This is a genomic window from Pseudomonas sp. IT-P4 (genome assembly GCF_949767755.1).
Classification (GTDB): domain Bacteria; phylum Pseudomonadota; class Gammaproteobacteria; order Pseudomonadales; family Pseudomonadaceae; genus Aquipseudomonas; species Aquipseudomonas monachiensis.
In genome coordinates, this window is the sequence record NZ_CATKPX010000019.1 from 21,086 (window position 1) to 41,018 (window position 19,933).

At 61.2% G+C, this 19,933-nt stretch carries 22 protein-coding genes and 2 pseudogenes; 14 read left to right on the forward strand and 10 right to left on the reverse strand.

All coding sequences use genetic code 11. The features are described 5' to 3' along the window. The first annotated feature begins 463 nt into the window (after positions 1-463). Positions 464-1,186: a GNAT family N-acetyltransferase gene (locus ACM6IT_RS04405; RefSeq protein ID WP_056723869.1), complete on the forward strand. Its 723-nt coding sequence runs from the start codon at positions 464-466 to the stop codon at positions 1,184-1,186. A gap of 76 nt (positions 1,187-1,262) precedes the next feature. Here the strand turns inward: ACM6IT_RS04405 and ACM6IT_RS04410 are convergent, their stop codons facing one another. After that, complete coding sequence (locus ACM6IT_RS04410) at positions 1,263-1,703, reverse strand: hotdog fold domain-containing protein (protein ID WP_056723871.1); 441 nt, start codon at positions 1,701-1,703, stop codon at positions 1,263-1,265. Positions 1,704-1,867: 164 nt separating this feature from the next. Here ACM6IT_RS04410 and ACM6IT_RS04415 point away from each other — a divergent pair, with 164 nt between their 5' ends. Next, entirely contained in the window at positions 1,868-2,488 is a 621-nt protein-coding gene (locus ACM6IT_RS04415) for a TetR/AcrR family transcriptional regulator (protein ID WP_414917600.1), read from the forward strand. A 306-nt stretch (positions 2,489-2,794) separates the two neighbouring features. Here the strand turns inward: ACM6IT_RS04415 and ACM6IT_RS04420 are convergent, their stop codons facing one another. Then, on the reverse strand, positions 2,795-3,925 hold the full coding sequence (locus ACM6IT_RS04420) for a P1 family peptidase (RefSeq protein ID WP_414912881.1): 1,131 nt from the start codon (positions 3,923-3,925) through the stop codon (positions 2,795-2,797). A 139-nt stretch (positions 3,926-4,064) separates the two neighbouring features. Continuing rightward, a complete protein-coding gene (locus tag ACM6IT_RS04425) occupies positions 4,065-5,168 on the reverse strand; it encodes an extracellular solute-binding protein (RefSeq protein WP_056723876.1) in 1,104 nt (367 codons plus the stop codon). Positions 5,169-5,278: 110 nt separating this feature from the next. On the opposite strand from ACM6IT_RS04425, the gene ACM6IT_RS04430 reads away from it, so the two are divergent. Next, a complete protein-coding gene (locus ACM6IT_RS04430; protein WP_056723878.1) occupies positions 5,279-6,052 on the forward strand; it encodes a helix-turn-helix transcriptional regulator in 774 nt (257 codons plus the stop codon). 85 nt (positions 6,053-6,137) lie between these two features. On the opposite strand, the gene ACM6IT_RS04435 is transcribed toward ACM6IT_RS04430, so the two are convergent. After that, positions 6,138-7,079, reverse strand: coding sequence for a class I SAM-dependent methyltransferase (locus tag ACM6IT_RS04435; RefSeq protein WP_056723880.1), 942 nt, complete (start codon positions 7,077-7,079; stop codon positions 6,138-6,140). Positions 7,080-7,272: 193 nt separating this feature from the next. Between ACM6IT_RS04435 and ACM6IT_RS04440 the strand changes: the two genes are divergently transcribed. The 5 genes from ACM6IT_RS04440 to ACM6IT_RS04460 all read left to right on the forward strand — a co-directional run bounded on the left by ACM6IT_RS04440 (position 7,273) and on the right by ACM6IT_RS04460 (position 10,318). Beyond that, positions 7,273-7,890 (forward strand): cytochrome b/b6 domain-containing protein, encoded by a 618-nt coding sequence (locus tag ACM6IT_RS04440; RefSeq protein ID WP_056723882.1) that lies wholly within the window; start codon positions 7,273-7,275, stop codon positions 7,888-7,890. Further along, positions 7,887-8,672: a molybdopterin-dependent oxidoreductase gene (locus tag ACM6IT_RS04445; protein ID WP_414917601.1), complete on the forward strand. Its 786-nt coding sequence runs from the start codon at positions 7,887-7,889 to the stop codon at positions 8,670-8,672. Before ACM6IT_RS04440 ends, ACM6IT_RS04445 begins: the two co-directional genes overlap by 4 nt. 52 nt (positions 8,673-8,724) lie before the next feature. After that, entirely contained in the window at positions 8,725-9,039 is a 315-nt protein-coding gene (locus ACM6IT_RS04450; RefSeq protein ID WP_414917602.1) for a pentapeptide MXKDX repeat protein, read from the forward strand. A 145-nt stretch (positions 9,040-9,184) separates the two neighbouring features. Beyond that, positions 9,185-9,592 carry a response regulator gene (locus tag ACM6IT_RS04455; protein WP_414917603.1) on the forward strand — a complete coding sequence of 136 codons (408 nt, stop codon included), beginning with the start codon at positions 9,185-9,187 and terminating at the stop codon, positions 9,590-9,592. 60 nt (positions 9,593-9,652) lie between these two features. After that, a complete protein-coding gene (locus tag ACM6IT_RS04460) occupies positions 9,653-10,318 on the forward strand; it encodes an HAD-IA family hydrolase (protein ID WP_414917604.1) in 666 nt (221 codons plus the stop codon). Positions 10,319-10,460: 142 nt separating this feature from the next. Here the strand turns inward: ACM6IT_RS04460 and ACM6IT_RS04465 are convergent, their stop codons facing one another. Continuing rightward, on the reverse strand, positions 10,461-11,120 hold the full coding sequence (locus ACM6IT_RS04465) for a methyltransferase family protein (RefSeq protein WP_056723888.1): 660 nt from the start codon (positions 11,118-11,120) through the stop codon (positions 10,461-10,463). A gap of 224 nt (positions 11,121-11,344) precedes the next feature. Between ACM6IT_RS04465 and ACM6IT_RS04470 the strand changes: the two genes are divergently transcribed. Next, positions 11,345-12,277 (forward strand): pyridoxal-phosphate dependent enzyme, encoded by a 933-nt coding sequence (locus ACM6IT_RS04470; RefSeq protein WP_414912875.1) that lies wholly within the window; start codon positions 11,345-11,347, stop codon positions 12,275-12,277. Between the two features lie 53 nt (positions 12,278-12,330). Here ACM6IT_RS04470 and ACM6IT_RS04475 read toward each other — a convergent pair whose 3' ends face one another. Next, the gene (locus ACM6IT_RS04475; RefSeq protein ID WP_056724010.1) at positions 12,331-12,651 is read right to left on the reverse strand and encodes a DUF2388 domain-containing protein; all 321 of its coding nucleotides are present in this window, start codon (positions 12,649-12,651) and stop codon (positions 12,331-12,333) included. A gap of 118 nt (positions 12,652-12,769) precedes the next feature. On the opposite strand from ACM6IT_RS04475, the gene ACM6IT_RS04480 reads away from it, so the two are divergent. Then, a complete protein-coding gene (locus ACM6IT_RS04480) occupies positions 12,770-13,879 on the forward strand; it encodes an NAD(P)/FAD-dependent oxidoreductase (protein ID WP_409079436.1) in 1,110 nt (369 codons plus the stop codon). Between the two features lie 72 nt (positions 13,880-13,951). Next, positions 13,952-14,548: a DinB family protein gene (locus ACM6IT_RS04485; RefSeq protein ID WP_056723894.1), complete on the forward strand. Its 597-nt coding sequence runs from the start codon at positions 13,952-13,954 to the stop codon at positions 14,546-14,548. A gap of 57 nt (positions 14,549-14,605) precedes the next feature. On the opposite strand, the pseudogene ACM6IT_RS04490 reads toward ACM6IT_RS04485, so the two are convergent. Then, positions 14,606-14,701 (reverse strand): annotated as a pseudogene (locus ACM6IT_RS04490) (DUF6124 family protein); the annotation flags it as partial. A gap of 211 nt (positions 14,702-14,912) precedes the next feature. On the opposite strand from ACM6IT_RS04490, the gene ACM6IT_RS04495 reads away from it, so the two are divergent. Further along, the gene (locus ACM6IT_RS04495; RefSeq protein WP_414917605.1) at positions 14,913-15,710 is read left to right on the forward strand and encodes an SDR family NAD(P)-dependent oxidoreductase; all 798 of its coding nucleotides are present in this window, start codon (positions 14,913-14,915) and stop codon (positions 15,708-15,710) included. A gap of 29 nt (positions 15,711-15,739) precedes the next feature. Beyond that, positions 15,740-15,919 (forward strand): annotated as a pseudogene (locus ACM6IT_RS04500) (SRPBCC family protein); the annotation flags it as partial. 122 nt (positions 15,920-16,041) lie between these two features. Here the strand turns inward: ACM6IT_RS04500 and ACM6IT_RS04505 are convergent. The 3 genes from ACM6IT_RS04505 to ACM6IT_RS04515 form a co-directional block, all read right to left on the reverse strand. Next, positions 16,042-17,445, reverse strand: coding sequence for a sensor histidine kinase (locus tag ACM6IT_RS04505; RefSeq protein ID WP_414917606.1), 1,404 nt, complete (start codon positions 17,443-17,445; stop codon positions 16,042-16,044). After that, a complete protein-coding gene (locus tag ACM6IT_RS04510) occupies positions 17,423-18,106 on the reverse strand; it encodes a response regulator transcription factor (protein ID WP_046043625.1) in 684 nt (227 codons plus the stop codon). The genes ACM6IT_RS04505 and ACM6IT_RS04510 overlap by 23 nt, the downstream gene beginning before the upstream one ends. A 196-nt stretch (positions 18,107-18,302) precedes the next feature. Beyond that, positions 18,303-18,908: a glutathione S-transferase gene (locus ACM6IT_RS04515; RefSeq protein WP_414912870.1), complete on the reverse strand. Its 606-nt coding sequence runs from the start codon at positions 18,906-18,908 to the stop codon at positions 18,303-18,305. A gap of 370 nt (positions 18,909-19,278) precedes the next feature. On the opposite strand from ACM6IT_RS04515, the gene ACM6IT_RS04520 reads away from it, so the two are divergent. Then, positions 19,279-19,683 carry a TraR/DksA family transcriptional regulator gene (locus ACM6IT_RS04520; RefSeq protein WP_007907888.1) on the forward strand — a complete coding sequence of 135 codons (405 nt, stop codon included), beginning with the start codon at positions 19,279-19,281 and terminating at the stop codon, positions 19,681-19,683. Positions 19,684-19,933: the final 250 nt, after the last annotated feature.

Here is a 19,933-nt window from a genome sequence, read left to right on the forward strand (position 1 = left end):
GTTGGCCATTGGCTCGCTGCAAGAGGTGCGCCAATCTCCGGGAGGTCCGGGGGAAGACAAAAAACTGTTTGATATCAAAAGACTGGCGTTTTGGACTTTGGTCCTAAAGATGCAATGGGTGGGAATCCTCAAAGTTGGGGGCTTTGACCCACCCATTTCCCCCCACTCACACCCCGGTCCGGAGTGGTGGTGGGCGCTTTCACGAGCAGGCGAGCTCCCACAGAAGATCGAGGAGTGGGCAAAACCGCAGTCCCCTGAGGGAGCGGGCCTGATCGCGAAGAGGCACGTTCATCCAGCACAATGTGTGCCGGAGTCGCTGTTGTCAGCCTCGAAAACGCAACCAGGCGTCCGCCGGCGATGCGCATGGGCCGTCAATGGGGGATGTCTGTCCATCACCCTTCGGACCACAGGTGCCAGGCGCGCTATGATAGGCGGTCCTCGCCTCCCGGAGCCTGTCACCGCAATGCCCCTGATCAGCCACTTCAAGACCCCGTGCCCCGAGCACATCAATAGCCAGATCCTGCAGATGGTGGTCGACAACCTGACCGACATCAGCATGGTCGCGATCCCGCCCAGCAACCTGCTGTACAACCTCTACCAATACGCGATCGGCTATGAGGTGCACCTGTATCTGGAGGCGCTGAACGGTGAAAAAGGCATTGCCGTGGAGTTGATTGTCGCCACCGACGAAGACGATCCGCAAACGGTGACGGGCTTTGTGCTGTACCTGCCGGTGCAGGATGACCCCGAGGCCTGCGGCGTGGCGTACATGGCGGTGCAGGCCGAGTATCGGCGCCAGGGCGTGGCCCGGCGGATGCTGCGGGAAGTGGTCGGTCGCTATCCCCATGCCGAGCTGACCTGTGCGGTGGCCAAGGTGCCGTATTTCGAGGCGATGGGTTTTGAGGTGGTGGGCGTGCGTGCGACCCAAGTGTTGATGAACACCCGCGACCACGCCACCGATGGCTTGATGGCACTGCTGGATGTGGCGTCGATCTACAGTTCGCTGGAGGTGCGACAGATTCATACCTACCTGCTGCAAAAGCATGGCAAGCGGGCCATGACCGACGCGGAAAAACAACGCGACCGGCATCTGGACCAGTTGACGCGCAAGGCCAATGAATTTGTGCGTGGGCGGTTGGGGGACGATGCGGTGCCGGCTAGCGGACCTCGATTGCGCCTGGTCTGACCGTACTCTCCTAAACACCACAAATCCCCCTGTGGGAGCGAGCAAGCCCGCTCCCACATTTAACCGCGGTCAGCGTTTAGGCCAGCTTCACATTCATGGTTATCCGCGCCGTGAACACCTTCTTGCCCTCGGCGTCGTGAATATCCACCGGCACGATCTTGTCGCCTTCGGTGGTCCAGTCCACCGTCTCCCCTTCGGCCACCGCCGTCACATCGCTCTTGGCCTTGGCCAGGTATTCCACGGTCATGCCTTTGGGAATCCAGCGTGCGCCGGCGGGAATGGAAACGTCGGTCATCATCCCGGCGGCCAGTTCGGCGGCGTTGCACATGGCAATTGCATGCACCGTACCCAAATGATTGGTGATCTCCCGGGCAAACGGCACGTGAACGGTGGCGCTGCCTTTGCGCAAATCCTTGACCAACGGGTTGATGGTGGAGAAGTAGGGCGCCACCTGGCAGGCCATTTTGCTGAATGCTTGCGGGCCTGCGCTGTTGAACATGCTGAGGAACTGACTCATTTTTTTGCCTCTTGAGGATGACGGTTGCAGAATAATATTCTTTAACAGAATAATATTCTGTGATGGAACAGTATTCTGTCGAAGGGAAATCTGTCAACCTAGCGCCACTTGTTTGCTGGCCACCGCCAGCCTCCACCCATGACTCTTCCGGACTGTCCTTGCGCATGGAAACCGCCGATCTGCTCGAACGCTGCTACCCCGGACGACGCGCCGAACTCAAGCGCGACATCTTCAGAACGGCCCTGGGCCTGTTCAACGAACAGGGGATCGAGGCCACCACCATCGAAATGATCCGCGCCGAATGCGATACCAGCGTCGGCGCGATCTATCACCATTTCGGCAACAAGGAAGGCCTGGTGGCGGCGCTGTTTTTTACCGCCCTCGATGATCAGGCCCGCTTGCGTGACAGCTACCTGGCTGACGCACACACCGCTCAAGCCGGGGTGCATGCGCTGGTGCACAGCTATGTGGACTGGGTCGATAGCCAGCCGGAGTGGGCGCGGTTCCAGTACCACGCACGGTTTGCCGTCACCAAGGGGCCGTTCAAGGACGAACTCGCTTCCCGCAACAAGACGCGCAACAAGCAGTTGCTGGAGTGGCTGGGCGCGCAGGGTAATGAGCTGGGGCGTTTTCCGGCGGAGCTGATCCCGTCGCTGATCGTCGGCCAGGCAGACAGTTACTGCCGCGCCTGGTTGTCGGGCCGGGTCAAGGGCAGCCCGAAGGCCTATCGGGACATGCTGGCGGAGGCGGCGTGGCGGTCGTTGTGCACCACCGAAACACAATGACTTTCCCCTGTGGGAACGGGCTTGCTCGCGAAAGCGGTGTGTCAGCCAACATTCATGGCGACTGACACGACGCCTTCGCGAGCAAGCCCGCTCCTACATTGGAGATGTATTGATAGGAAGATGGTTTTCGGAGGTTAAAAAAGAGCCTCAAAGCTCTTGATGGGGAGGAAGTGGAGCCGTGAGGCTCAAGATGCGCGTGAAACAAGCGGTGAGCTTGGTAGGGGTTCAGTGCACTCACCACCTACGCAGCGGCTTGCACAAACAGGCGGCTGCGTAAGTTCATCCTAAAAAGACCTAGTGTTTTACTCAAGTACCGCTAGTCGTGTCCCCCGGCCAGCCGGCGCGGCGCAATGCCTTGAGCAAGGTCTCGGCATCCAGCCCTTGCACCCCATGTCCGTTGCCTTCGGCCGTTTCGGCGGCGAGCAGGGCATTGATGATGGCTTCTTCCACGGCTTCGGTGGCGGCCAGGAACAGCTCGCTGATGTGGTCGTTGTTGACCATGCTCAGGTTGTGAGTGGTCGGCGCTTTCTTGCTCTCGTAGGCGGCCGGTGGCACGTGATCGTTACCGGTGGCGAAGGCGATGAAGATGTCGCCGCTGTGGTCTTCATTGCCGCCGCCGGTGCGGGCCAGGCCGAGGCTGGCGCGTTGAGCCAGACGGGTGCACTGATGTGGCAGCAACGGCGCATCGGTGGCCAGGCAGACCACGATCGAACCCATGCCCGGATGGGGCAGCGAGGCCTTGAGGAATGGCGAATCGACCTGTTCCATGTAGCGCCCGACCGGGTAGCCATCGACGCGCAATTCATTGCGAATACCATGGTTGGCCTGGACAATTGCGCCGACTGTCCAGCCGCCCTGGTCGCTGTTCAAGCGGCGCGACGCGGTGCCGATACCGCCTTTGAATTCGTGGCAGATCATGCCGCTGCCACCGCCGACATTGCCTTCGGCAACCGGGCCGCCCACCGCCGAATGCACGGCCTGGGCCACGTGTTCCGGCTTGACGTGAAAGCCGTTGATGTCGTTGAGCAAGCCATCGAAGGTTTCCAGCACCACCGGCATGTTCCAGTACAGGCGCCCGTCATCCGGTTGCTGCTCGCGGTCGAGCACGATCAGTGCGTCGCGCACCACGCCCAGGCTGTGGGTGTTGGTGAAGGCGATGGGGCTGGTCAGCAAGCCGGCCTCGCGAATCCACTCCAGCCCCGTGGCATCGCCATTGCCGTTGAGCACATGCACACCGGCAAAGCAGGGTTGCTGGCTGGTGGAACCGGCCCGGGGTTCGATGACGGTGACGCCGGTGAGGATGTCGCGGCCATTGACGGTGCGGCCTCGTACATCGCTGTGGCCGACCCGTACGCCAGGGACGTCGGTGATGGCATTGAGCGGACCGGGTTGCAGTTGGCCGAACTGGATGTTGAGGTCGCGGGCGCGTGGTTTCATGGGTTTTCTCATTTTCAATTTTTGGCAGAAAAATGCGGTCAACACCTGTAGGAGCTGCCGAAGGCTGCGATCTTTTGATTTTTTGTTTTTGTCGATCCGCAATCTTTCAAGATCAAAAGATCGCAGCCTTCGGCAGCTCCTACTGACCGTTCTTGACCTTGCTCCAGATCCGCGTGCGCACGCGCTCGGTAGCCGGCGGCAGGGGTTGGAGGGTGAACAAGGTGGCCATGGCTTCGGCGGGCGGATAGACGGCCGGGTTGCTGCGGGTTGCCTCGGCCACCAGTGTGGTCGCGCTGCGGTTGCCGTTGGGGTAGTTGAGGTGGTCGCTGACCGGGGCGATGACCTCGGCGCGCATCAGGTAGTCGATGAAGGCCATGCCTTGTTCCGGGTGCGGTGCGTCCTTGAGCAGCACCAGGGTGTCGAACCACACCGGCGCGCCTTCCTTGGGCAGGCTGTAGGCGATCTTCACGCCGTTGCCGGCCTGCTCGGCGGTGCTCTTGGCTTCGAGCATCGCGCCGGACCAGCCCACCGCCACGCAGATGTTGCCGTTGGACAGGTCGCTGATGAATTTCGATGAGTTGAAGTAGGCAATGTGCGGGCGCAGTTTCAGCAGCAGTGCTTCGGCCTTCTTGTAGTCCTCGGGGTTGGTACTGTTGGGCGGCAGGCCGAGGTAGTGCAGGGCGACCGGCAGCATCTCCGACGGCGAGTCGAGCATGGCCACGCCGCATTCGCCGAGCTTGGCCAGGTTCTCTTCCTTGAACACCAGGTCCCAGGAATCCACCGGCGCCTTGTCACCCAGGGCTGCGCGGACTTTGTCGATGTTGTAGCCGATGCCGTTGGTGCCCCACAGATAGGGTACGGCGTACTGGTTGCCCGGATCGTTGTTGGCCAGTTTCGCCAGCAGTTCGGTGTCCATGTTCTTGAAGTCCGGCATCTGCGCACGGGGCAGAGGGGCGAGGGCGCCGGCCTTGATCAGCGTGGGCAAGCTGAAGTTGCTGGCCACCACCACGTCGTAGCCGCTGCGGCTGGTGAGCAACTTGCCTTCCAGCACTTCGGCGCTGTCGAAGGTGTCGTAGACCGGCGCAATCCCGGTGTCACGCTTGAAGTCCTGCAAGGTGGTCGGGCCGATGTAGTCGTACCAGTTGTACACGTGCACCGTCGGGGCTTCGACCGCAAAAGCCGACAGCGAAACCGCCAGACAGGCGCCAAACCCCAGATTGAAATACAAGCGGTGACGACTCATGATGCGGCACTCCTGGCCTGTTGCGGCCGGTGGTAATCAGGAGTTTGCAGCGTATCGACCGGGGTGGCTTTCACCCATTCCCATCATGGGTTACTCAAAAGGGGTAGTGCGTGGACGCGTTGTTGAAAGAGTTGCCGGTGCACCAGGGGCTGGCGCGGGTCTTCACGGCGGTGGGGCGGGACGGCTTCTGGCGCGCGCTGGTCGATACCCTGCGCTTGCTGGTGCCGCTGGATAACGCGCTGGTGGCGCTGATGCGCCCGGGGCATGTGCCGCGCCTGCTGATTGACTTCGATGCCAAGGGCACCACCGAAGAACATGAAGAACTGGCGGACTACCGCGCCGGCATGTACCTGCTCGACCCGTTCTATCAAGCCGCCTGTGCGGGTATCGCCGACGGTTTGCACAGCCTCGAATCGGTGGCCCCCGACCAGTTCCAGCACAGCGAGTACTACCTGAGTTACTTCAGCACCGTAGTCGGTGGCGACGAGTTGCAGTTCATGGTCAACGTCGATGGTGCCGTGCTTGGCCTGTCCCTGGGGCGTGCGACACGCTTCAGCCTCGAAGAGCAGGGCCGCTTGCTGTGCGTGCGTGACTGGGTGCTGGCGGCGATGCGCCGACACCTGGATTTGCTGCCACCGGAAGGGCCGGCCGCCGAACTACCGGCCGGCGATCTGGCGACCTTGCTCGATCGCTTCGACGCACGCCTGACCCTGCGGGAAATCGAAACCGCGCGCCTGATTCTCCAGGGCTTCTCCAGCAAGGCCATCGCCCAGCAAATGGGCATCTCCCCGGAAACGGTGAAGGTGCATCGGCGCAATCTCTATCACAAGCTCAACGTGAACGGGCATGGCGAGTTGTTTGCGCTGGTGTTGCGGCCGCGTTGAGATCCAAGTCAAAAAGATCGCAGGCTTCGCCAGCTCCTACAGGGGTATGCACAGGCCCGTAGGAGCTGCCGCAGGCTGCGATCTTTCAGCTCTGCAGCTTGAACACCAACGCCTTCAACCCACACTCCACATCAGCATCCGGAAACTCCGGCGGGTTCTCCAGCCGCTGTTCAAACCGCAGGCTCGGCGCTTCGCGGGTCACGCCCTCGATCAGGAAGTCGGCGCCAAAGGCCGGGTCGTTCATGCACGCCAGCACGGTACCTTGAGGGCTGAGCAATTCCGGCAACCGACGCAGTACGCGCTGGTAGTCCTTGGTCAGCAGGAAGCTGCCTTTCTGGAACGACGGCGGGTCGATGATCACCAGGTCGTACGGCCCCTTGCCGATCACCTTGCCCCAGGATTTGAACAGGTCGTGGCCGAGGAAACCGACCTTGCTCATGTCGTGGCCGTTGAGCCGGTGGTTGTCGCGGCCACGGTTCAAGGCCGGGCTCGACATGTCGAGGTTGACCACGTGGCTCGCACCGCCTTCGATGGCCGCCACCGAGAAACCGCAGGTGTAGGCGAACAGGTTCAATACCCGCTTGCCCTCGGCATTGGCGCGGACCCAATCGCGGCCGTAGCGCATGTCGAGGAACAACCCGGTGTTCTGTTTGCGGCCCAAGTCCACCCGGTACTTCAGGCCACCCTCGGTGATGGTCATTTCCTCGATCACGTCCCCGAGCAGCCACTCGGTGGTGCTTTGCAGCAGGTAGCGGTGTTGCAGCAACAGGGTATGGGCGCCGGATTTTGCCCACTGCTCAGACTGGGTGATCGCCATCAGCACCTGCTTCAGGTCTTCCAGTTGCGCCGCTTCCGGCTCCTTGAACAGCGCCACCAGCACCACGCCCTGCAACCAGTCCACGGTCACTTGCTCCAGCCCCGGCCAGCAGCGGCCACGGCCGTGAAACAGGCGGCGGGTTTCGGCGGGGGCGGCTGCCAGGGCGGTCAGCAGGTGCTGGTTGAGGGTGGCGAGGGCTTCAGGGTTCATCGGGTCGTGTCGATCATTTGTGGGGGCGGCATTTAACCATAATTGCGCATTCGGCGGACCACACAAAACCTTGTGGGAGCGGGGGGGCATTCGGATGCGAGTTATCACGTTTAATTTAACTTTACGTGAGGATTTGGCGATCTTCCGGCTCCCATACTCGGCCCCAACGAACAACAACAATCCGGAGCCGGACATGTCGCAGACCACTGCTTCACCCAAGTCCACTCATCCACGCTGGCTACGCCTGACCCATTGGCTCAACGCCCTGGCGGTGCTGGTAATGGTCACCAGCGGCTGGCGCATCTACAACGCTTCGCCGATCTACGACTTCAGCTTTCCCAAGTCGATCACCCTCGGCGGTTGGCTGGGTGGTGCGCTGCAATGGCATTTCGCGGCGATGTGGTTCCTGGCGATCAACGGCTTGATCTACCTGGCATTCAACCTGTTCAGCGGACGCCTGAAGCGGCGTTTCTTCCCGGTCTCGCCCAAAGCTGTGCTGCATGACCTCGGGGCCGCATTACGCGGAAAACTGAGCCATGCCGACCTCTCGCATTACAACCAGGTGCAGCGTGTTGCGTACCTGTTCGTGATGGTCGACATCCTCCTGCTGGTGCTCTCCGGGCTGGTGCTGTGGAAGTCGGTGCAGTTCCCGCTGTTGCGTGAGTTGCTGTGGGGATACGAAGGTGCACGCCGTGTGCACTTCTTCGCCATGGCTCTGTTGGTGGCCTTTGTGGCGGTGCATCTGGTGATGGTCGCACTGGTTCCGAAAACGCTGTTGGCCATGATCGTCGGCCGCAAGGAGCAGGTATGAAAAAGCGCATTCAGGTACCCGGACTGGACGAGGCGTCGATCCTCACCGACGCCCGCAAGATCCTCGCCCCGCAGATCGAAGACCACTCGCGCCGCTCGTTCCTGTTGCGCGGCCTGACCCTCGGCGGCGTAGCGATGTTGTCCGGTTGCAATATCACCGACAACGACAGCGTCGAGACCGCGCTGTCATCCATGTCGCGCTTCAACGACCGGGTGCAGGGCTGGCTGTTCAACCCCAACGCGATGGCGCCCACCTATCCCGAATCGATGATCACCCGGCCGTTTCCCTTCAATGCCTTCTACGGCATCGACGAGGCGCCGACGGTGCATGAGGAGGACTATCGCCTGGAAGTCACCGGCCTGGTCGCCGACAAGCGCAGCTGGCGCCTCGAAGAACTGCGGGCCATGGCCCAGACCGAGCAGATCACCCGGCACATTTGTGTCGAAGGCTGGAGCGCGATCGGGCGTTGGGGTGGCGTGCGCTTCAGCGATTTCCTCAAGCGCATCGGCGCCGACACCGACGCCAAATATGTCGGTTTCAAATGCGCCGACGACTACTACACCAGCATCGACATGGCCACCGCGCTGCACGCGCAGACCCTGCTGGCACTGACTTGGGACGGCGCAGTGCTGCCGCGAGAATACGGCTTCCCGATGAAGCTGCGCATGCCCACCAAGCTTGGCTACAAGAACCCCAAACACATTCAGGCGATTTTCGTCAGCAATACCTACAGCGGCGGCTACTGGGAAGACCAGGGTTACAACTGGTTCGGTGGCAGCTGACGGGTGCCTGGCTATTTCACACCCCACAACACACGCTCCAAGGAGTTTCATCATGAAAAAGTTGACCACTGTTGTTCTGTCCATGTGCCTGGCCGTTGGTGCCGCCTCTGTGTTCGCTGCTGACACCATGAGCAACGACAGCATGAGCAAGGATTCGATGTCCAAAGACGCCATGTCCAAAGACGCCATGTCCAAGGATGCAATGAAGAAGACCGATTCGATGTCCAGGGACGCAATGTCCAAAGACGGTATGTCCAAGGATGCAATGTCCAAAGACGGTATGTCCAAGGATGCAATGTCCAGGGACGCGATGAAAAAAGACGCCATGTCCAGGGACGGCATGAGCAAAGACGCCATGTCGCAATAATCAAAGGCAACACAAACCCTGTGGTTTTTCCTATTGTCGATCCGCTGTATCAAAAATGAATTTCCGTCGAGTCCGCTGCTCATACCTTTTAGGTGGCGGATTAGTACCCGCGAAATCATTGAGGCAATCAGGGAGCGGCACGGTCATGAGTCGAGTACCGACGGCGGGTGGGGATCTTCCTGGCGGGTTGATTCTGGTGGTTGAGGACGACCCGCTGATCCTGGAGTTTCTCTGTGAGATTCTTCAGGAGGAAGGTTTTGTCGTCGAACCGCAACTCAGTGCGGACGCGGCAGCGATCTATCTGGAGCAGCATGCGCCGCAAGTGCACATGCTGCTGACAGACATCACCATGCCCGGCAGGCTCAACGGCGCGGACCTGGCCAACCAGTTCGGTGATCGGTGGCCGGAGAAGCCGATCATGATCATGTCCGGTTTCGAAACCCCTGAAAGCGCAGGCGTGCGGCACGAGGTCTCTTTCATCAAGAAACCCTGGATGATTGGCGGGTTGCTCGATTGCGTGGGCCAGACCTTCAAGTCCAAACGACTCAACTGACCTGCGCGCAGATGCTACATTGCCGGGCAAATCCGTCCGGCACCTGCGAGGCTCCTTTCCTTGTCCGATCACTCTGTTTTCAACTCGACCTACCGTGCCTTTCTGTTCGACATGGACGGCACCGTCCTGACGTCCATCGCCGCCGCCGAGCGGGTCTGGACCACCTGGGCCGTGCGCCATGGTGTCGATGTCGAGACCTTCCTGCCGACCATTCACGGTGCCCGCGCCATCGACACCATCAGGCGCCTGGGCTTGCCCGGTGTGGATGCCGAGGTCGAAGCCGCCTGGATTACCGAAGCGGAAATCGTCGACGTCGACGGGGTATTGGAAGTGGCAGGCGCGGCGAAATTCTTGCGGTCCTTGCCCCTCAGCCAGTGGGCGATCGTCACTTCCGCCCCTCGGGAACTGGCGTTGCGGCGGTTGGCGGCGGCAGGGATTCCCGAGCCTGCCGTCATGATCACCGCCGAGGATGTGACTGCCGGCAAACCGGACCCCGCCGGTTACCGCCTCGCGGCCCGGCGCCTGGGTGTCGAGCCTGGGCAGTGCCTGGTGTTTGAAGATGCCACGGTGGGGATTCTGGCGGCCGAGGCAGCGGGGGCGAACTTGATGATTGTCACGGCGACCCATGAGCAGCCGATCGAGACGTTGCATGGGACGTTGGCGGGTTATGACATGGTTGTCGCGAGCGTGGATGCCGGCGGTCTGATTCGTTTGCAGCTTTTGTGAACGAAACATTCCCCTGTGGGAGCGGGCTTGCTCGCGAAGGCGGTTTGTCAGGCAATTGCAATGTCGACTGATACTCCGCTTTCGCGAGCAAGCCCGCTCCCACACTTTTAATGTGTTGCCTGCACTTTTTGTGATCGACGCTTCAGTAAATTTTAGGGATCAACCGCCAGCTGCGGGCGCAATAGGCCTCGTACTCACTGCCGAACTGCGCCCTGAGCAAGGCTTCTTCCGAGTGAATGCGCGCGATCAGCGGGATCAGCGTCAGCGCCACCAATATCAGCCCGACCCCCGAACGAAAGGCCAGCGCCCAACCCATGCCGATGACCATCATCCCCAGATAACTGGGGTTGCGCAGGTTGCGGTAGATCCCCTCCGTGACCAGTCGGTGCCCCGGCTGAATGGCCACCAGCCCACTGAAGCGCTTGCCCAGCACAAACACCGGCCACAACCGCAGCGCGCCGCCGACGATGAACAACAGTGCGCCGAGCCAGCGCACGCCTTCACCGCCAAAGGTCCAGAAATCGATGCGGTCGGTATAGGCCGGCAGAAAACCGCTCAGCAACCCGATCACGCCGAAGGCCGGGATGACCCAGCGGTTGTCCCGGTCTTCGCGTTCCCCTGAACTCAGGTTGACCTCGGTGAACAGTGATGCGACAGCCATGATCAGGGTGGCCAGGGCAACGACAACCAGTGAGCCGTGGCTGAAAAAGGCTGCGAAACCACCCAGCCCCCAGATCGCCAGGGTGAGGTAGGCGAGGGTGCTGACGACGGCGAAAAACGCCAGTTTGACCGAGATTTTCATGGTGCCTCCACGAATTGGCTTACGTAGGAGCTGCCGTAGGCTGCGATCTTTTGATCGTTCATTGGCCTTCGAGTTTCCATGGGTAAAAGATCGCGGCCTGCACCTGCGCCAGGCCGCTGAGACGGTCGCCCCGAGGCCGCGTGAACTAAACTTGCATGAGAGGACCGTTCACCGCTGGTTCGTTGATCTGTTCGGCGAGCCGGTGGCGTGAAACAGGAGCCTGTATGCTTCACATCCGCACGCCTTTGATCCTGCACCCTGGCCTCTCGACCCCGACCCGCCGAATCTGGCTGAAACTGGAAAACCTGCAACCTGGCGGCTCGTTCAAAATACGCGGCATCGGCTTGCTGTGCAGCCGGGCGGCGCAGCAGGGCAAGCGCAAGGTGGTCTGTCCCTCCGGCGGTAACGCGGGACTGGCCACGGCCATGGCCGCTGCATGCCTGGGGCTCAAGGCATGCATCGTGGTGCCGAATACCACCGCGCAAAGCACCCGGGCGCGGATCAGCAATACCGGCGCCGAGGTGATCGTCCACGGCAAGGTCTGGGACGAAGCCAATCAACGGGCCCGGGAACTCGCCCAGGACCCACGCAGTGAATTTGTGCCGGCCTTCGACCATCCGCTGTTGTGGGAAGGACACAGCACCATGGTCGATGAAATCCTTGAAGACTGCCCGCCAGTGGATGTGCTGGTGACATCGGTGGGCGGTGGTGGCTTGCTGGCGGGGCTGCTCACCGGCCTGATTCGTCATCGGCACACCGATTGCCGCATCGTAGCCTGCGAAACGGAAGGCGCGGCGTCGTTCGCCGCGGCGGTGGCGGCCGGGCACCCGGTCAAACTGGCGAAAATCGACACGGTCGCCACGTCCCTGGGCGCCGCGCAAGTGGCCGCCTGGCCGGTCAGGCACATCAGCGATTTTTCCCATGAGTGCGTGGTGCTCAGCGATGATGAGGCGATCATGGGCGTGGTGCGTTACGCCAATGATTTGCGTCAGCTGGTCGAACCGGCGTGCGGGGTTTCGTTGGCGATTGCCTACCTGGATCACCCGGCGATTGCCGATGCCAATGACGTGGTGATCGTGGTGTGCGGCGGGGTGAGTATCAACGCGCAACTCGTGGCCGGGTGGGCACGATTGTCCACTGGCACGCACGCCAGGTAGGGCTGGAAACGCTATCCCGGTGTCACAAGCCCCACCGCTGGCGATGACGATCTTCAGTGATCGGTGGCAACGCCCTCCTGGACGAGAATGGCGCGGGCCAGGTCTTCGTCGCTTGCGTTGTTGAGGGCGGGATTGTCCTGACGGATTTTTTTCAACACCGCCTCCAGATAGGCACCACGAATCGCACCGCCACTGGCGACGAAGCTGGAAGCGTCATCCCGGGCGGGAATCATCAGTTTGTGGTCTTTGAACGTTGAGTACAGCGAAGCGGAAACCCCGGCGGAAGTGGCGACGTCACCCGCATCCACTTTGGCTAGAGCCGAGCCGAAGGGTAAACAAAGTACCAGGGAAGAAATGATAAACATCCGGCGCATGACGGTGTCCTCCGACAGCATGAAGCATAAGGGAAGTACCACATAGTTTAGGATGCGTGACGGTCGCCGAGAGTTCCCTGGCATTAGCGAGGAACGGGCTGAGAGGGAGGCAAGGTCGTTGAACGTCGATATTCAAAGCGTGGTGGTCGGGGCCGGCGTGGTCGGGCTGGCGGTGGCCAGGGCGCTGGCCAGGAGCGGGCGGGAAGTGCTGGTGGTAGAGGCCGGAGGGGGTATCGGCACGGGCATCAGTTCGCGTAACTCGGAAGTGATTCACGCCGGCATCTATTACCCGGGCGGCAGCCTCAAGGCGCGGTTGTGCGTGGAGGGCAAGCAGCGTCTCTACGCCTATTGCGATGAGCACGGTGTCGATTACCGGCGCGTGGGCAAGCTGATCGTGGCCACCGACGAGCAGCAGCGCGCGGCTTTGCAGCGTCTGTTGCAGCAGGGGCGTGTCAATGGTGTCGATGACCTGCAATGGCTCGATGGCCCGCAGGCCCGGGAGCTTGAACCGGCGTTGTCCTGCGTCGCGGCGCTGTGGTCGCCGTCGACCGGCATCGTCGACTCCCACGGGCTGATGCTGGCGCTCCAGGGCGATGCCCAGAGGCTCGGCGCCACGCTGGCCTTGCACACGCCGTTGCTGTCGGCCCGTTGCATCGAACGGGGTTTCGAGCTGCACATGGGCGGCAACCAACCCATGACGCTGTGCTGCCGCGAATTGATCAACTGCGCGGGACTGTCCGCTCCCGAGGTGGCAAGCAGCATCGTCGGGCTGCCTGGGCAATTCATTCCCCGGGCGTATCTGTGCAAGGGCAGTTATTTCAGTTTCAGTGGCCGGGCGCCGTTTCTCCACCTCGTGTATCCGGCCCCGGAGAGCGCCGGACTGGGTGTGCACATGACCCTGGACCTTGGCGGGCAGGCGCGCTTCGGCCCGGATGTCGAATGGGTCGAGCACATCGATTACCGCGTCGAGCCTCACAGGGCCGAGGGCTTCTATCAGGCGATCCGCCGCTATTGGCCGGGTTTGCCGGACAACAGCCTGCAACCGGCCTACAGCGGCATTCGACCGAAAATCAGCGGGCCGACTGAGCCGGCTGCCGACTTTCTCATCAGCGCTCGCGCCGAACATGGGGTGCCGGGGCTGGTCAATCTGTTCGGCATCGAATCACCGGGACTGACCAGTTGCCTGGCACTCGCCGAACACGTGGTGAAACGCCTGGACGACCGATGATCAGGGCTGGCACTGCCGGGCGGCCATCGGGTCTATGCTAGGGGGTGCGCTTACCGCCATCGGAGAACTCTGATGATCACCGTACGCACTGCCTGCCTGCTGGCCGATTACAAACGCTGGGCCAATCAGCGCCTCTTTGACAGCCTCGCGGCGCTCCCTCCGGGCGAAGTCAAAAAAGAACGGGTGTCGGTGTTCAAAAACATGATCGGCATCCTTAATCACGTCTACGTGGTCGATTGCATCTGGCAGGCGCACCTCGAAGGCCGGGGGCATGGCTTCAAGACCTCGCACGACCTGCTGCATGCCGATCTGTCCGAACTGCGCATGGCGCAAAAAGCCATCGATCGCTGGTACTGCGACTGGAGCGCCCGGCAAACCGATGCCTCCCTGGACAAGCCCCTGGAATTCACCTTTGTCTCAGGCGAAAGCGGCACCATGAGCGCCGGCGCGATGCTGATGCACGTGGTCAACCACGCCAGCTATCACCGTGGCTGGGTGGTGCAGATGTACTTCGAGATTCCGGCCATGCCACCGGTGACCGACATGCCGGTGTACCTGCGCGACTCCGAGCCGGTGTTCCTGCAGGCGATCAATGCCCCGATAGTGGCGCCGCCATGTGCTGTGCAATTTTCCAGTGCGACGAGTGTTTTGCCGGATCGTTATCGTTGAGTTCCGTTGCAGACCATTGACCGCTTTCACAGCACAATGGCGAGGGTGCAGGCCAAGCTACTGAGGCGGATCAAGCTGATCCAGTGCCCGGTTCACCGCCAGTTCATCCAGCATGATCACCTGCACAATGCCCAGCAGCGCATTGCGGCTCGATTCGGTACTGAGTGCGCACAAGTCGGCGGACTCTGGCGTACACGTAAGCAACGGCGCAAGCGACCGTAGCTTTCATGAAGTAGCTCTGACAGCCGTAAAACACCCTTCGAGACGAGTGAACTGCCCCTTGTTCCGAGCGGCGGCTACACTCTTTCCGACCTTTTCGCGCTGTGTCCGAGCGTACTGCCTTACCCTTTGCTGGAGCTTGAGCATGAAAATTGATTTGAGCGGAAAACTCGCAATTGTCAGCGGCAGCACTGCCGGCATCGGCCTGGGCATCAGCAAGGCACTGGCCGAGGCGGGCGCCGCCGTGGTGGTGGTCGGCCGCGACACGGCCAAGGTCGAGCAGGCAATGGCGAGCATTCGCCAGCGTGTTCCTGCTGCGCAATTGCGTGGGGTGACCGCTGACCTCGGCACCGTTCAGGGCGCCGAAAAACTGTTCGCCGCCGAACCGCGGGCGGACATCCTGGTGAACAACCTCGGGATCTTCAATACGGTGGATTTCTTCGACGCCCCGGACAGTGAGTGGACGCGCTTCTACGAGGTCAACGTGATCTCCGGCGTGCGCCTGTCCCGGCATTACACGCCGGACATGGTCAAGCAGGGCTGGGGGCGGGTGATCTTCCTGTCTTCGGAATCCGGCGTGGCGACCCCGGCGGACATGATCAACTATGGCGTGACCAAAAGCGCCAACCTGGCGGTGTCCCATGGCCTGGCCAAACGCCTGGCCGGCACCGGCGTGACGGTCAATGCGATCCTGCCCGGCCCGACCTTTACCGATGGCCTGGAAGACATGCTCAAGGACGCCACGGCCGAGTCCGGACGCAGCGCCCGGGACGAAGCCGATGCGTTCGTGCGCAAGGCCCGGCCGACATCGATCATCCAGCGCGTGGCGGATGTCGAGGAAGTCGCCAATCTGGTGGCCTACATCGCTTCGCCGTTATCCTCGGCCACCACCGGTGCCGCCTTGCGGGTCGACGGCGGTGTCGTCGACAGCCTGGCCATCTGAGCCCCAAAAACTTTGAGAGAGCCCCCGACCTGGCAACTGCATCATCAACGATCGAGGTCCAGGCATCGGCCGATCAGGTCTGGCAATTGATTGGCGGTTTCAACTCGCTGCCGGATTGGATTTCGTTCATTCCCAAGAGCGAGCTCAGTGAAGGTGGGCGGGTACGCCGGCTGGAAACCGGCGATGGCGCGGTGGTAGTCGAGCGCTTGCCCCTGTGAGAGCGAGCTTGCTCGCGATAGCGGAGTGTCAGGCGATACATTTTTACCTGATACATCGTCATCGCGAGCAAGCTCGCTCCCACAGGTACTGTGTCCGCTCAGGCGGACTTGTATCAGGCTTGAGGAATCAGACTCTCCCTACAGTCGAGCACCAGCCGCGCGCCACCCAGTTCGCTATTGCCCACCTCCAGGGTAAACCCGTGCAGGCTGACAATCGCCGCGACGATGGACAGCCCCAGCCCGAAGCCGCTTTTGTGATTGCCCGCTTCGGCGCGGTAGAAACGCTGGAACACCGCTTCACGTTCCGCCTCGGGAATGCCCGGGCCGGAGTCGAGCACTTCGATTCGCGTGTGCCCGCTATCATTGACCCCGCGCAAAATCACTGCACCACCGGGCGGGGTGAATTTGATCGAGTTGCTGAGCAGGTTCGCCACCGCTTCGAACATCAGTGCGCGGTCGCCATGGAGGGGCGGCAATGACGCGGGCAGGTGCAACTGGAACACCAGGTCGTCGTCTTCCGCCAGGGGCAGGTAGAACTCATGCAGTTCTTGCAGCAGCGCCACCGGGTCCACTTGCACGAATCCGGAGCGACGCTGGCGGTCTTCCAGTTCGGAGATCCTCAGTAAGCCACGGAAACGCGCCATCAGCGTATCGGCCTCGGCCAGTACCAGGTCCAGTTGCATGGCCTGCGGCGAGCCTTCGCCGGCTTGCTGTTGCATGCGGTAAAGCTGCGCGCGCAGACGGGTCAGGGGCGTGCGCAGGTCATGGGCGATGTTGTCGCACACGCCCTTGACCTCGTTCATCAAGCGCTCGATGCGTTCGAGCATGGCGTTGACGATGGCGGCGAGCATGTCCAGTTCGTCACGCCGATTGGACAGTGGCAAGCGCCGGCTCAGGTCGCCGGCGACAATGGCTTCGGCACTGGCCTGAATCCCGCGAATGCGCCGCAACGGCCGGCGGCGCAGCAAATACCAGCCAACGATGCCCGGCACGATGGTCAGGGTCATACCCCAGAACAAGGCGTGAAGGATGATCCGGGTCACGGCGAACAACGATCCGTTGTCGCGTACCAGCACCAGCCAGCGGCCGTCGAGGGTGCGGGTCGCCACGGCGTCGCAACTGTCGGCGGGCAGCGTCTGTTCGTCGCTGTCGTCGGAGGCATCGCAATCGAGCAGCATGTGGATCTTGCCATCGAGCGGCAAGCCGTCCGGAATGTAGCGCAAGGCGCCGCTGAGATAACGGTGTTGGGCATCGAACAGGCCGTAGGCGTCGATGCCGCGGATGTCGAAGGTCATACTCACGGCGAGGGCGTCCACCAGTTGCTCGCCGGAGAAGCGCGAAAACAGGTGCTGGCGTTGCATCAGCGAATGCTTGGCCAGGTTGTCCAGGTAAGCGGAAACCTCGTAGTACATGACCCCCATGAGGATCCCGCTCCAGATCACGAACAGCGAACTGTAGAGCGCCAGCAGACGGCTGCTGGAAGAACGCCAGCCTTTAGACGGGTTCGGCAATGACATAACCCGAGCCTCGCACGGTCCGAATCAGTGGGGCATTGCCAGGCGGGTCGATCTTTTTGCGCAGACGGCCGATGTGGACGTCGATCAGGTTGGTGCCGGGGTCGAAGTGGTAACCCCAGACCTCTTCGAAAATCATCATCCGCGAGAGGATTTGCCCGGTATTGCGCATCAGGAATTCCAGCAGTTTGTATTCGGTGGGCAATAGCGTCAGCAGTTGACCGTCGCGGCTGGCTTCGTGGCTGATCAGGTTCAGCTCCAGATCCGCCACCCGCAGCGTGGTGGCCTGGGCGGTCACGGTGTTCTGCCGGCGCAGCAGGACTTCGACCCGGGCGGCCATTTCATCGGTGGCGAAGGGTTTGGTCAGGTAGTCGTCGCCGCCGGCGCGCAGGCCGCGTACGCGCTCATCGACGTCGGACAGTGCGCTGATCATCAGGATCGGCGTGGCCACGCCCATGGTCCGCAGCGTGGTGACAATCGCCAGGCCATCGAGCTCGGGCAACATGCGGTCGAGGGTGATCAGGTCATAGTTGCCGTTGACCGCACGTTCCAGCCCTTCGCGGCCATTGTCGACCCAGTCGACGTCGAGGCCGTGGCTACTCAGTTCGGCGACAATTTCCCGGGCGGTCACGGCGTCGTCTTCGATGGTCAAGATGCGGGTCATAGGGCTGGCCTGATTAAATGTTCACAACGTTGTGCAGCATTTTGCCAAGAAATGATCGCAGGCTTTCTAAATAAAAGTTCATGGACATACCGGGTTTCGGTCAATGCGCCAAGCTCGCTGAACCTACCGGTTCACCGCAATTCCCTGTGGGAGCGAGCTTGCTCGCGATGACGGCAGAACAGGCAAAGTGAATCCGTCAGTCAATCGGCGTACTGACAAACACCTCAAGCCCCTCGGCATACGTCGTGAATGCGGCGATCCGCGGAAACCGCGCCGCACTCACCTGGTCCGGCACCACCAGGTTGGTGAAGCTCCAGGCCACTGCCAGGGTGATGCCATCCTGCTCAATCGAACCGCCAGTCTTCAACGGCTGCTTTTCCAGCTCCCGCTCCAGCGCCGAATAGGCTGCCGTCAGTTGACCTTCGACCCGCTGTACCCAGGGCTCGAATTGAATATCCTCGGGCCGCAGGTTGCGCTCGTAGTAAAGCTGAACGGATTTTTCGCTGGCGGCCAGGGCCAGGCCGATCAGGCGCAACGCGCGCAGGCGCTGACCCGGCTCGACGGGCATCAGGCTGTTGCCGGCCAGGGTTTCCAGGTAGTCGATGATCAGTGTCGAGTCCATCAACACCTCACCGTCATCCAGCACCAGGGTGGGCGCCTTGACCACCGGGTTGATCTGCTGGAATTGTTCGAAGTGGCGGAACACCGAGACCGGTCGGTGTTCCAGCGCGATTCCCAGGCATTTGGCAGAAATGGCGGCGCGCCTGACATAGGGCGAGTCCAGCATACCGATCAGCTTCATGGTCCTTTCCTTTATATGGCCATTTCGGGAGGGACAACCTTAGCTGAGGTTCGCGGCCCTGCAAATGACCGTGAATAATGCCCGGTGCCAGCCGTTTGTCTTCTATATACAGCCGCTCGATTGAATTTCTTGCTATAAACGCACTCCGATTACCGCCTCAAAGCCTGCCTTAGAGCATTTTCAGGGCTTTGTCGGACAAATTCGCAGTCTTTTCGGTTGCTGAGGCCTCAAGTCGGCCGTAGACTGCCGCCCCTCGTAAATTGAGTGCCGGGTGGCGCTTGGAACAAACGGCGCCTTTCCGATGGCCTGCCCAGGTCTGCCGGAACGCTCCCTTATTCGCCTTAATGCACGTTTTTTTATAGAGATATCAATGACAAAGGACAAGTTGCTGGCCATGCCGGCGGATGACTACATGAATGCCGAGCAACATGCTTTTTTCTCCGAGCTGTTGCAGAACATGAAAGTCGAAACCCATGAGCGCATCGAGCAGAACCGCATCGCCATCGAAAGCCTGGACACCCCGGCCGATCCGGCAGACGCGGCCTCGGTCGAAGAAGAACGCACCTGGCTGGTGAATGCGATCGATCGCGACCAGCGCATGCTGCCTCAGTTGGAACAAGCCCTTGAGCGCATCAAGGAAGACAGCTTCGGCTGGTGCGACGACAGCGGCGAGGCGATTGGCCTCAAGCGCCTGCTGATCAGCCCGACCACCAAGTACTGCATCGAAGCTCAGGAACGTCACGAGCAAATCGACAAGCACCAGCGTCAGGCCTGATTCTGCGAGGCAGCCCCTTTGATCCGGGCTGCCTTGAAAAGATCGCAGCCTGCGGCAGCTCCTACTTAATTGAAGTCGGGCGCTGTTGCAGGCTGCGATCTTCGTTTTCTGCCGTCTTCGATTTCCCGGTTCTTCTATTGATCTGCTGCAACGTTCGCGACTAAAGGCTCATGGATAATGGCTTTATGGTGGCGTTTAATGCGAAGACAACAATTAGAAGCTTTACGGGGTGACGATGATGACAAGAGAC